General features: G+C 77.6%; 10 protein-coding genes. 5 read left to right on the forward strand and 5 right to left on the reverse strand.

Annotated elements, in window-relative coordinates:
• Nucleotides 1-26: 26 nt before the first annotated feature.
• Together HNR12_RS24710 and HNR12_RS29630 are read right to left on the reverse strand one after the other, a co-directional pair.
• Nucleotides 27-686, reverse strand: a complete 660-nt coding sequence (locus tag HNR12_RS24710) for a response regulator transcription factor (RefSeq protein WP_308118667.1) — start codon at nucleotides 684-686, stop codon at nucleotides 27-29.
• Nucleotides 687-748: 62 nt separating this feature from the next.
• A complete protein-coding gene (locus HNR12_RS29630) occupies nucleotides 749-2,002 on the reverse strand; it encodes a sensor histidine kinase (RefSeq protein ID WP_218902044.1) in 1,254 nt (417 codons plus the stop codon).
• 168 nt (nucleotides 2,003-2,170) lie between these two features.
• Between HNR12_RS29630 and HNR12_RS24720 the strand changes: the two genes are divergently transcribed.
• The 5 genes from HNR12_RS24720 to HNR12_RS24740 all read left to right on the forward strand — a co-directional run bounded on the left by HNR12_RS24720 (nucleotide 2,171) and on the right by HNR12_RS24740 (nucleotide 7,848).
• Nucleotides 2,171-3,088 carry an ABC transporter ATP-binding protein gene (locus tag HNR12_RS24720; protein ID WP_179769792.1) on the forward strand — a complete coding sequence of 306 codons (918 nt, stop codon included), beginning with the start codon at nucleotides 2,171-2,173 and terminating at the stop codon, nucleotides 3,086-3,088.
• Nucleotides 3,088-3,858, forward strand: coding sequence for an ABC transporter permease (locus HNR12_RS24725; RefSeq protein WP_179769793.1), 771 nt, complete (start codon nucleotides 3,088-3,090; stop codon nucleotides 3,856-3,858). Before HNR12_RS24720 ends, HNR12_RS24725 begins: the two co-directional genes overlap by 1 nt.
• Nucleotides 3,855-4,676: an ABC transporter permease gene (locus tag HNR12_RS24730; RefSeq protein WP_179769794.1), complete on the forward strand. Its 822-nt coding sequence runs from the start codon at nucleotides 3,855-3,857 to the stop codon at nucleotides 4,674-4,676. Before HNR12_RS24725 ends, HNR12_RS24730 begins: the two co-directional genes overlap by 4 nt.
• Before the next feature lie 177 nt (nucleotides 4,677-4,853).
• Nucleotides 4,854-6,635: a sensor histidine kinase gene (locus tag HNR12_RS24735; protein WP_179769795.1), complete on the forward strand. Its 1,782-nt coding sequence runs from the start codon at nucleotides 4,854-4,856 to the stop codon at nucleotides 6,633-6,635.
• Nucleotides 6,636-7,164: 529 nt separating this feature from the next.
• A complete protein-coding gene (locus HNR12_RS24740; RefSeq protein ID WP_179770893.1) occupies nucleotides 7,165-7,848 on the forward strand; it encodes a response regulator in 684 nt (227 codons plus the stop codon).
• A gap of 69 nt (nucleotides 7,849-7,917) precedes the next feature.
• On the opposite strand, the gene HNR12_RS24745 is transcribed toward HNR12_RS24740, so the two are convergent.
• The 3 genes from HNR12_RS24745 to HNR12_RS24755 all read right to left on the reverse strand — a co-directional run bounded on the left by HNR12_RS24745 (nucleotide 7,918) and on the right by HNR12_RS24755 (nucleotide 12,107).
• On the reverse strand, nucleotides 7,918-8,769 hold the full coding sequence (locus HNR12_RS24745) for an ABC transporter permease (protein ID WP_308118668.1): 852 nt from the start codon (nucleotides 8,767-8,769) through the stop codon (nucleotides 7,918-7,920).
• Between the two features lie 160 nt (nucleotides 8,770-8,929).
• The gene (locus HNR12_RS24750; protein WP_179769796.1) at nucleotides 8,930-9,925 is read right to left on the reverse strand and encodes an ATP-binding cassette domain-containing protein; all 996 of its coding nucleotides are present in this window, start codon (nucleotides 9,923-9,925) and stop codon (nucleotides 8,930-8,932) included.
• 151 nt (nucleotides 9,926-10,076) lie between these two features.
• Nucleotides 10,077-12,107, reverse strand: coding sequence for a glycoside hydrolase family 15 protein (locus HNR12_RS24755; RefSeq protein WP_179769797.1), 2,031 nt, complete (start codon nucleotides 12,105-12,107; stop codon nucleotides 10,077-10,079).
• Nucleotides 12,108-12,132 lie beyond the last annotated feature (25 nt).

A 12,132-nucleotide genomic window follows, 5' to 3' on the forward strand; every position in this document is an offset into this window, starting at 1 on the left:
CGAGGGCGGGGCGCGGGCGGCGGCGCTCAGGTGCGGCGCGGCGCGGGGGTGACCAGGCCCGTCTCGTAGGCGGCGATGACCAGCTGGGCCCGGTCGCGCGCGGGCACCTTGGCGAGCAGCCGGCCCACGTGCGTCTTGACCGTGGCCAGGCTGAGGTGGAGGTGGTCGGCGATCTCGGTGTTGGACAGGCCGCGCGCGATGAGCACCAGGACCTCCCGCTCGCGCTGGGTCACGCCGTCGAGGCCGCCGGGGCTCCGGGCGGGCTCGGGCCGGCGGACGAACTCGGCGATGAGCCGGCGGGTGACGGCCGGGGACAGCAGCGCGTCGCCGGCGGCCACCACCCGTACGGCCGCCAGCAGGTCGGCGGGCGGGGTGTCCTTGAGCAGGAACCCGCTGGCGCCCGCGCGCAGCGCCGCGTAGACGTAGGAGTCCAGGTCGAAGGTGGTGAGGATGAGGACCCGCGTGCCGGCGGTGGCGGGGGAGGAGCAGATGCGGCGGGTGGCCTCGATGCCGTCCATGCCGGGCATGCGCACGTCCATGAGCACGACGTCGGCCCGCTCGGCCGCCGCCAGCTCCACCGCCGAGGCGCCGTCGCCGGCCTCGCCGACCGCGACCAGGCCGGGCGCGGTGTCGACCAGCATCCGGAAGCTGCCGCGCAGCAGCGCCTGGTCGTCCACGACCAGCACGCGGACGGGGCCGCCAGCGCCTTCGCCGGGCCCGCCCGGCGGCGTACCGGGTCCGCGCGGCGTCACGCGTCGGCCGCCGCTCGCTCCGGGGCGGCGGCGCCCGGCCGCGCCTCGGGCAGGGGGAACTCCGCCGCGACGCGGAATCCGCCCTCGGGGCGGGGCCCGGCGGCGAACGTGCCGCCGTAGACCGCGACCCGCTCCCGCATGCCGATGAGGCCGTGGCCGCCCTCCGCCGCGGCGGGCAGCACCCGCGCGCCCGGGCCGTCGTCGGTGACCTCGACGCGCACCCGGCCCCGCGCCGCCTCCACCCGCACCGCGCACCGCGCGGGCGCGGCGTGCTTGACCACGTTGGTCACCGACTCCTGCACGATGCGGTACACCGCCGCGCCGACCTGCTCCGACAGCGCCTCGGCCCCGCGCACCGCCAGGTCCACCCGCACCCCCGCCATGGCCGCGCGCTCCACCAGGGCGGGCAGCGCGTCGGTACCGGGCAGCGGCGCGAGCGCGGCCGGGGCGGCGCCGGGCGGACCGCCGCCCGCCTCCCCGCTCCGGGGGTCCTCGTCGGCGGCGCGCAGCACGCCCAGCACCTGGCGCATCTCGCCCAGCGCGTCGCGGCTGGTGGCCTCGATGACGCGCAGCGCCGCGCGCGCCTCCTCCGGGCGCGACTCCGCGACGTGGTTGGCGATCCCCGCCTTGACCGCGATGACGCTCATGCTGTGCGCGACCGAGTCGTGCAGTTCGCGGGCGATGCGCAGCCGCTCCTCGGCCACCGCCCGCTCGGCCAGTTCGGCCGCCCAGCGCGCCGCGGCCGTGCGCCGCTCCCGCATCACCCGGGCCAGGGCCCACGTGCCCACCAGCGCCGGAACGCCCAGCAGCAGCACCGAGGGCAGCGGCCCGCAGCAGGCGGGGGTGCCGGTGGCCGTGGCCAGCACGATCACGACCATGCCGGCCGCGCCGACCGTGGGCGTGGGCTCGAAGCGCCGCCGCCGCGCCTTCAGCGCCACCGGGTACAGGGCGAAGGCCACCGCCGCGAAGGGCAGCACCCCGCCGCCCGCGAGAACGGCCGCCGCCGCGCCCGCAGCGACCACCGCCAGGACCGGCACCGGCCACACCCGGCGCAGCGCCAGCGGCGGGCCCACCGCCGCCATCAGCGGCGCGGCCCACCCTGCGGCGCCCAGCGGCGACGGGGCGGCGAGGGCGGCCAGCAGATAGGCCGCGGCGGCCAGCGCGTCGAGGGCGACCAGGTCGCGGCGGCGCGGCTCCCCGGCCCAGGGGCGGCCGTGCGGCGGCGCGGGATGCGGATCGGCGTCGGGCACGCCTCGACGGTAGCGCGCCGGGCGGTGCGGCGCCTCGGTCCCGGGGCCGTCATACCGGGGTATGACCCCGGGGCGCCGATCCGGTCCGGGCTCCGCCGAGGGCACGAAGCACGGATTCGGGCCGCCGGCCGATGCGCCGCCCGCCGCCGGCGCGAAAGCGTGGGCGGCATGATCGAGATACGCCAACTCACCAAGCGCTACGGGCGGACGGTGGCCGTGGACGGCCTGTCCTTCCGGGTCGAGCCGGGCCGCGTGACCGGCTTCCTGGGCCCCAACGGCGCCGGGAAGTCCACGACGATGCGGATGGTGCTGGGCCTGGACGCGCCCACCTCCGGCGCGGCCCTGGTCAACGGCCGCCCCTACCGGAGCATCCGCCGCCCCCTGCGGGAGGTGGGCGCGCTGCTGGACGCGGGCGCGGTCGACGGCGGCCGCAGCGCCGTCAACCACCTGCGCTGGCTGGCGCGCAGCAACGGCATCGACGCACGGCGCGTCCCCGAGGTGCTGGAGCGGGTCGGGCTGTCCGGCGCCGCGCGCACGCGGGTGCGCGCGTTCTCGCTGGGCATGCGCCAGCGGCTGGGCATCGCGGCGGCGCTGCTGGGCGACCCGGCCGTGCTGCTGTTCGACGAGCCGGTCAACGGGCTGGACATGGACGGCGTGCGGTGGATCCGCGTGCTCATGCGGTCGCTGGCCGAGGAGGGCCGGACCGTGCTGCTGTCCAGCCACCTGATGAGCGAGATGTCGCTGATCGCCGACCGCCTGGTGGTCATCGGGCAGGGGCGGCTCATCGCCGACACCACCTTGAGCGAGCTGGAGCGGCGCTTCGACCGGGGAACCGACGTGCGCTCGCCGAGGGCGGCGGAGCTGGCCGAGGCCCTGCGCGGCGCGGGCGCCGAGGTCGCCGCCGCCGAGGGCGGGGCGCTGACCGTGCGCGGCCTGGAGCCGGCCGAGATCGGCGTCATCGCCTCCCGGCGCGGTCTGCCCGTGCACGAGGTGGTGCGGCGCGGCGCGTCGCTGGAGGACGCCTACCTGCACCTGACCGGGGGCAGCGTGGAGTACCGGGCGGCCGCGGCGGGGGTGGAGCGCTGATGGCGGTCCTCGCGGCGGAGTTCGTCAAGCTGCGCAGCGCCCGCTCCACCTTCGTGGTGCTGGGCCTGGTGGCGGTGGTCGCGGCCCTGGGCCTGCTGATGGCGGTCAACGGCGCGAACGCCTGGGACGAGGCGGGCAGCGCGGCGGACCGGCGCCGGTGGGAGGCGGCCGGCGCGATCGAGCAGGTCTTCCTGCTGCCGTTCTGGCAGCTGTGCCTGGCCGTGCTGGGCGCCCTGGCCATCACGCCGGAGTACGGCACCGGCATGATCCGCACGACGCTGGCGGCGGTGCCCCGGCGCGGCGCCGTGCTCGCCGCCAAGGCCGGGGCGGTGGGCGCGCTGACGCTGGCGGCCGGGGCGGCCGCGGTCGCGGGCACGCACTTCGCGGTGCGGTCGGTGCTGGGCGACCGGCCGTTCGACGCCTACACGGCCCCGATGGCCGAGACGCTGCCGCTGCTGGCGGCGCTGGCCGCCTCGGCGGCGGCGGCCGGGCTGGTGGGGCTGGGCGCGGGCGTGCTGCTGCGCTCGACCGCCGGGGCGATCGTCACGGCCGTGGCGCTGGTCTACGCACTGCCGATGGTCGCGCGGTTCCTGCCCGACCCCTGGGCGGAGCGGGTGTCGGCGGTGACACTGACCGGTCTGCCCGCCGAGGTCGCGGGCACCGCGCCCGACCCCGTACTGGAGCCTGCGGCGGCGGGCGCGGTGCTCGCCGCCTACGCGCTGGCCGCGCTGGCCGCCGGCGCGGTCGCGCTGGTGAGGAGGGACGCGTGAACGCGGAACGCGTGCGGCCGGTCGGAGTGCTGGAGCCGCTGGCCGGAGCGGTCGCGGCGGAGTGGGTCAAGGCCCGCACCGCCAGATCCACCCGCGCCGCCCTGCTCGGGGCCGTGGTGGCGGTGGCCGCCGTCGTGCTGGTGGCGGTGGCGGCGGTCAACACCTGGGAGGGGCTGCCGGCCGAGCGCCAGGACGACATGACCGTCGCCCCGCTGGACCGGGTGGTGGTGCTGCCGCTGAGCATCGCCCTGGGCGTGCTGGCGGTGCTGGCCATCACCCGCGAGTACACCACCGGCATGATCCGCGTGACCCTCGCGGCGGTGCCCCACCGGGGCACCGTGCTCGCGGCCAAGGCGCTGGTGGTGGCGGCGGTCACCCTGGCGGCGGGGCTGGCGGGGGTGGCGGCGACGTTCTTCCTGGGCCGGTGGATCGCGGGCGACCGCCCGCTGGGGTTCAACTCCCTGCCGCTGGAGGACGAGCTGCCGGTGGTGCTGGCGCAGGGGGTCTCGGTGATGGTGGTCGCCCTGGCCGTGCTGGGTGTTGCCACGCTACTGCGCTCGACGGCGGTCTCGATCGTGGTCCTGGTGGTGCTGGTCTACCTGGCCCCGATGATCGCGATGAACCTGCCCGCGCCGTGGTCGCACCGCCTGTCGTCGGTGCTGCCGAGCAACCTGCCCTACCAGGTGGTAGGGGGCGTCGACACCGGGCCCGCGTTCGAGGCCGTGCTCTCGCCCTTGGAGGCGGTGGCGCTGATGGCCTGCTACGCGGTCCTGCCCCTGCTGGCCGGAGCCGCGGCCCTGCACCGCCGCGACGCCTGACGCCCAGGGACCCGCGCGGTCCGGCTTCGCGGCGCCGGGCCGCGCCGCCACGCGCCAGGGACGCGGCACGCTGCGGGCGGACCGCGCCGCGGGCCGCGCGCGGCTCACCGCCGCAGCGGCGGCGACGGAGGCGAACCGGCCCCGTCCTCCGCGCCGGGCGGCGGTAGCCTCGGCGCCATGGGTCTGGGCGGGGTGGAACGGCACAGCCGCGACCGGGGCGTCTGGCGGGCACGGGTCGCGGACGCGCTGCTGTGGGCGGCGCTGACCGGCGTGCTCGCGGCGGAGCTGGGCGGCGTCCGCGCGCGGCCCCTGCCCGAGATCGCCGCCATGGCCGCCCTGCTCGCGGCGGCGGTGGGGATCCGCCGGGCGCGGCCCTTCACCGCGCTCGGGCTCGCCGTGGGCGCCGCTGTCGCGCACACCGCCTACCTCGCGCTCACCCCCGCCGACCTCTTCCTGGTCTCCTACCTGCTGCCCGGCGCCGCCCTCGCCTTCCTCGCCGGGCGGCGCTCCGACCGCACCACCCCCGTCGCCGCCCTCACCGCAGGCGCGGCCGCGGTCCTCCTGGCCGCCAAGGCCCTCACCTGGCTGCGGCTCCGAGACCTCCGGGAGACGCTCACCGGCCTCACCGACTGGTTCGGCGCCGTCGGCGTCCTGGTCGGCGCGGTCATCGCGCCGTGGCTGCTGGGCCGGTACTGGCGGCGGCACACCGAGCTGCGCACCGCCGGCTGGGAGATCGCCCACCGCATGGAGCGCGCCCGCGACGTCGACGCCGAGCGCGCCCGGCTGCGCGAACGCGCCCGCATCGCCGGGGAGATGCACGACTCGCTGGGCCACGACCTCGCCCTGATCGCCGTGCGCGCCGCCGCCCTGGAGATGGCCGCCCAGGACGAGGCGGCGCGCGGTGCGGCGGCCGAACTGCGGGTCGCGGCGCACGACGCCAACCTGCGGCTGCGCGACATCATCGGCGTGCTGCGCGAGGACGCCGAGGCGCCCGGCGGCGGACCGGCCGATGAGGACGTCGCCACCCTGGTGGCGCGCGCCGCCGGCGCCGGGCTGCCGGTGCGCCTCATCCGGGAGGGCCCCGACGTCGACCCGGCGACCCCGGCCGGGCGCGCCGTCCACCGGGTGGTGCAGGAGGCGCTGACCAACGCCGCCCGGCACGCGCCGGGCGCGCGGGTGACCGTGCGCGTGGTGCGGGAGGACGGCGCGACGGCGGTGCGGGTGTCCGACACCGGTTCGCCCGCGCCGGGGGCGGCCGCCGGGACCGGCAACGGCTCCGGCCTGGCGGGACTGCGCTCCCTGGTGGCGGGCCTGGGCGGCACCCTGACCGCCGGACCGGCCGACGCGGCGGCCGCGCCGGGGGAGGGGGCCGCGGGCCGGCACGACCACGGCGGAACCGGCGGGGAACCGCGTACCGAAGCGGGCGGCGGCCGGGCGGAGGGGCGGACCGGGGCGGAGCCGGCGGCCGCCGACGGAGCCGGGTTCGTGGTCGCGGCGCGCATCCCCGACACCGCCGAGGCCCCCGGCACCGCCGCGCCCGACGACGCCACCGAGACCGCGCGGCGGCTCCGACTCGTCCGCCGCAGCGCGCGGCGGCGGCTGGCCGCCGCACTCGCGGTGCCGGCGGGCCTGACCGCCTCCGTCGTGGCCGTCGCGTTCCTGGTGCTCTGGTATGTCGGCGTCAACTCGGTGCTGCCGCCCGAGGACTACGCGCGCCTGCGGGTCGGTCAGGAGCAGGCCGCCGTCGAGGCCCGGCTGCCCCGGTTCGACTACGAGCCGGGGCGGATGGTCGATCCGCCGCCCCCGCCGCCGGGCGCGTCGTGCCGCTACTACCTGGTCGAGTGGGCCAACGGCCTGCCCCCGGTGTACCGCCTGTGCTTCGCCGACGGCGTGCTGGCGGCCAAGGACCGCATCGAGCGCACCGACGCCCCGGCGACGGACGCGACCCCGCCCGGCTGACCGCGCCCGGGGAGGGCTCTTTCTTTCCCGGAGCGGACGGTCGTCCCGGGTGGAGGGTGGAGCTCCGCATTCGGCCCGGTGGTGGCCGGAGTCGGTGAACCGGGTCGGGCGGCCCTTCCGGAGGGCTCTGGTGGCGTGGTCGGCCGTCGCCGCTGCTGGGAGGGGGTGAGTGCCGCGTCCGGGCCCGTGGCCGATACGGAACGGGTGAGGCGGGGCGGGGGCCGGGGTGCCCCTCGGCCGCGGTGCGGGCACCGTGGCCCCAGGGCCGCCCCTGCGGCGCTATCGGTCACAAAACCGGCGTAGTCGCAAGTAGACCCGTCTGCGGCGGGTGCGGGGCGCGCGGTACCGCCGGCGCGGCCGCCTGCCCGCGGGGCGGTGGACGGCCGTCGTCCCCGGTGCGGCGGGCGTGCCCGTCCCCGTCCGCGGCACGCTCCCTCCGTGCCGGGGCACGGCCGCCCGCCGATAGGCTGCTGCGGTGGGTTCACCAGCGACATCGGGCGGCGGTTCCGGCGCGGCCCCCGGCGCGCGGCTGCGCGTGGTCCTCGCCGACGACGAGCGGATGATCCGCGCGGGCATGCGCGCCATCCTGACCGCCGATCCCGGGATCGACGTGGTCGGCGAGGCCGCCGACGGAGCCGAGGCCGTGGCCCTCGTGGCCGAGCACCGGCCCGACATCGCCCTGCTGGACGTGCAGATGCCCGGCACCGACGGCCTCGCGGCCACCGAGGCCATCACCGCGCACCACCCCGGCACCGCCGTGGTCATCCTGACGACGTTCTCCGAGGACGCCTACATCGCCCGCGCCCTCAGCGGCGGCGCGAGCGGGTTCGTGCTCAAGACGGGCGACCCCCGCGACCTCGTCGCCGGACTGCGCGCCGTGGCCCAGGGCGGGGCCTACCTCTCGCCCGAGGTGGCCCGCCGCCTCATCGCCGAACTGGGCGCCACGGGCACCGGCGGCCGCATGTCGCGGGGCGCCGCCGCGCGCGAGCGCACCGGCCGCCTGTCCGCGCGGGAGCGCGACGTCCTGGCCCTCATCGGCGAGGGCCTGTCCAACGAGGAGATCGCGGGCCGCCTGGGGATCGTGCCGGGCACGGCCAAGGTGCACGTCGGCTCGATCCTGGCCAAGCTGGACGTGCGCAACCGGGTGCAGGCGGCGATCCTGGCCTACGAGGCCGGGCTGGTGGCCGACGGCCCCTTCCCCCGGCACCGCTGACCGCCCACCCAAGACGGCGGCCGGGCGCCCCAGGAGGGACGCCCGGCACGGGGCCCGCGGCTGCCGTGGTCAGACGTCGCGCAGGCGCAGCTCGGTCCAGCCGACGATCATCGCCGCCGCGGCCCAGCCCACGACGACCGCGAGGTTGATCGGCCCGTCGTGCGGCGCGGTGTAGAACCCCACGTCACCGGCCGCGTAGAACTCGATCCCGGCGATCCCGGGGAAGTAGGCGGCCATGTCGTTGAGCGCCTGCACACCGCTGAGCTGCAGCACCAGCGGCACGCCGAGCAGCAGCAGGAACCCCAGCCCGATCGTGCCGGCGGTGCCGCGCAGGGCGGTGCCCAGCCCGACGAACAGCACGGCGAACAGCGCCATGCACAGGCCCGACCCGCCGACCGTGCCCAGCGCGTACCCGGCCCGCAGCGGCGCGTGCGCGCCGATGACCGTCCACACCGCGCCGATCCCCAGCGCCGTGGTCACCGCGCCCGCCACGAAGCCGAGCCCGGCCGTGACCAGGGCGCGCGCCGCCAGGACCCGGCCGCGCTGCGGCACCGCCAGCAGGGTCGTGGTGATGCCGCGGTTGGCGTACTCGTTGGTGGCCGCGAGCGCGCTCAGGATCAGCACGATGAACTGCACCAGGTAGAACACGCCCTGGGAGGTGACCTGGGAGTAGGAGAACGTCCCGGCCGATGCGGGGTCGTCGGCGATCCGGTCGGCCGCGGAGAACCCCATGAGCAGGCCGAACGCGATCATGACGGCGAACCCCAGGCCCAGGCACCACCACGTGGTGCGCACGGACGCCAGCTTGGTCCACTCCATCGCCACGGCGCGCCCGAAGGCGCGGGTCCGCGGCGGCGGCGCGGGCGCCGGGGCGGTCGGGCGCCCGGCGGCGGTGCGGGCGGGGGCGGCGGATTCGGTCACGGGTGGTGCTCCTTTCGGGGGCGACCGGAACCGGGGCGCGGAGCGGTCGCGGTGGGGACGGACGGGTGCCGGTGGCGCGGCCCGGGCCCGCGCCGCGCGGGCCCGGTGCCGAGGGCGGGGACCGGGGCCCCCGCCGCGCGGACGCGGGCGGGACGGGCGGTCACCGGCGGCGCCCCCGGCGCGGCGCGGGGGCGCCGGGCGCTCCCGGCCCCGGCGCGGCACCGGTGTCCGCCCGGCGTCCGGCCGCGTAGTGGACCGCCGACTCGGTGAGCTCCAGGTAGGCCTGCTCCAGGGACGTCTCCTCCCGGTAGAGGGAGTGAATCCGGGCCCCCGCCGCGTGGGCGATGTCGCCGACCGCCTCGGGGGCAAGGCCCCGCACCCGCAGTTCGCCGGGCGCCTCGGCCGCCACCTCCACCGGTTCGCCGCCCTCGGCGCGGGCGGCGCGCAGGCGCGCGGCCAGGTCGGCGGCGTCGGGGCTGCGCACCACCACGTGGGTGCGCGACCACGCCGCGATCAGCTCCGCCATCGGGGCGTCGGCGACCAGGCGGCCGCCGCCGACCACCACCAGGTGGTCGGCCACCAGTTGCAGTTCGCCCATCAGGTGGCTGGAGACGAACACGGTGCGGCCCTCGTCGGCGAGCCGGCGCACCAGGCCGCGCACCCACAGCACGCCGTCGAGGTCGAGCCCGTTGACCGGTTCGTCGAAGATGACGGTCGCGGGGTCGCCCAGCAGCGCGGCGGCGATGCCCAGCCGCTGGCGCATGCCCAGGGAGAACGCGCCGATGCGGCGGCGCGCCGCCGAGGCCAGGCCCACGGTCTCCAGCACCTCGCCGACCCGCGCGGCCGCGACACCGGTGCCCCGCGCCAGCGCCAGCAGGTGCGCGCGGGCGGTGCGGCCGGGGTGCCCGGCCGAGGCGTCCAGGAGCGCGCCCACCTCGCGCGCGGGCGCGGCGAGGTCGGCGTAGGGGCGGCCGTTGACCAGCGCCGTGCCCGACGTGGGGCGGTCCAGGCCGAGCAGCAGCCGCATCGTCGTCGACTTCCCCGCCCCGTTGGGGCCCAGGAAGCCGGTCACCCGCCCGGGTGCGACCTCGAAGGTCAGGCCGTCCACGGCGGTGGTCTCGCCGTAGCGCTTGGTCAGATCCCGTACTTTCAGCACCGCTGCGCCGTCCTTTTCACGGATGTCCGTTGACAGGACCCGACGCTACGAGCGCGGGGCGCGCGGCACATCGGTGCTTCGTCGCGAGGCGGCTATGCCCAAGTGCATAGCCGCCGCGCCCGCCGCGCCGACCGCGCCGGCGGCGCCCGCGCTAGCCGTGTTCGCGCGGGCGGCCGGGAACGGGCTCCTCGGCGGGCGCGGCCGGGTCGCCGGCACCGGAGCCGCCCGTACCGGAGGCGCCGGCGGGTGCGGCCTCCCGCGCGGGGGCGCAGGCGGCGGAATCGGGCCCGTGCCCGTTCGCGCTCCGCCGAGGCTCCGGACGGGAGCCGGCGGCCAGCGCGCTGGGCTCGTTGGCCGACGCGTGGCCCCGCCCGGAGCGGCCGGCCGCGGCGCGCTGCTCGATGGGGCCGCGGTCGCCCCGCAGGTGGAAGGCCGTGTTGACCAGGGCGATGTGCGACAGCGCCTGCGGGAAGTTGCCCACCTGCCGCCCCGCGGCCGGGTCGTACTCCTCGGCCAGCAGCCCGACGTCGTTGCACAGCCCCAGCAGCCGCTCGAACAGTTCGCGGCCCTCCTCCACCCGGCCCTGCATGATCAGGTTGTCGGCCAGCCAGAAGGTGCACGGCAGGAACGCGCCCTCGCCCGGCGGCAGGGCGTCGACCTCTGCGGTGTGCTCGTCCATGGTGTAGCGCAGCACGAACCCGTCGCTCATCAGGTCCCGCCGGACGGCCTCCACCGTGCCCTTCATGCGGGGGTCGTCGGCGGGCAGGAACCCCACGGCGCTGAGCAGCAGCAGCGAGCCGTCCAGCGCCTTGGAGCCGTAGAACTGGGTGAACGTGTTGCGCTCGGGGTCGAAGCCGTTGCGGCAGACGTCCTCGAAGATCTCCGAGCGCAGCCGCCGCCACCGCTCCACCGGGCCCTCCAGCCCGAACTCCTCGACCGCCTTGACCGCCCGGTCGGCCGCGATCCAGGCCATCACCTTGGAGTGGGTGAAGTCGCGCCGGGGGCCGCGCATCTCCCAGATGCCGTTGTCGGGGTCGCGCCAGTGCTCCTCCAGGAACTCCATGAGCGCGCACTGGAGGTCCCAGGCCGGGTCGTCCGGCGGGATGCCGCGCACCCGGGTCTGGTGCAGAGCGTCCATCAGTTCGCCGTAGACGTCGAGCTGCCAGTGCAGGTACGCCTCGTTGCCCACCCGCACCGGCTGGGAGCCGGCGTATCCGGCCAGCCACTCCAGTTCGACCTCGGGCAGCCGGCGCTCGCCCTGGATGCCGTACATGATCCGCATCTGGGCGGGCTCCCCGGCCACCGCGCGCAGCAGCCACTGCCGCCAGGCCACCGCCTCGTCGTCGTAGCCGGAGTTGAGCAGGGCCAGCAGGGTGAAGGTGGCGTCGCGGATCCAGCAGAAGCGGTAGTCCCAGTTGCGCACGCCGCCCAGCTGCTCGGGCAGGGAGGTGGTGGGGGCGGCCACGATTCCGCCGCTGGGGGAGTAGGTCAGCGCCTTCAGGGTGATCAGCGACCGCACGACCGCGTCGCGGTACTCGCCGTCGTAGCCGCACCGCCCGGCCCAGTCGCGCCACCACCGCTCGGTGCGCTCGATGGCGGCGCCCACGTCGACCCGCGCGGGCGCCGGGGCCTGCGGCGCCACCCAGGCCAGGCGGAAGTCCACGACCTCGCCCGCCTCAACGGTGAACTCCGCTGTCGGGCACCCGGCCTCGCCCAGGTCGAAGGGCAGGTCGGAGGCCAGGTAGAGGGTGTCGGGCCCGGCGACGAAGCTGAGCCGGCCCCCGTCCTTGCGGGTCCAGGGCACGATGGCGCCGTAGTCGGGCCGGACCGCGATCTCGGTGCGCACCCGCACCCGCCCGCGCACGCCCTCGACCCGGCGCACCAGGTCGGGGTGCTCGTCGCGGACGGGCATGCAGTCGGTGACCCGCACGACGCCGTCCTCGGCGGCGAACTCGGTCTCCAGCACCAGGGAGTCGGGCCGGTAGCGCCGCCCCAGCAGGCGGTGCCCGCCGGCCGGGGCGACGCGCCAGTAGCCGTTGCCGCCGTCGCCGAGGAGGGCGGCGAAGCAGGCGCCGGAGTCGAAGCGGGGCAGGCACAGCCAGTCGATACTGCCGTCGGTTCCCACCAGGGCGGCGGTCTGGGTGTCTCCGATGAGGGCGTAGTCCTCGATGCGCAGTGGCAACCGGGTCCTCCTCGCGGCCGGGGGT

Origin of the sequence: Streptomonospora nanhaiensis (genome assembly GCF_013410565.1) — a bacterium.
Lineage (GTDB): Bacteria > Actinomycetota > Actinomycetes > Streptosporangiales > Streptosporangiaceae > Streptomonospora > Streptomonospora nanhaiensis.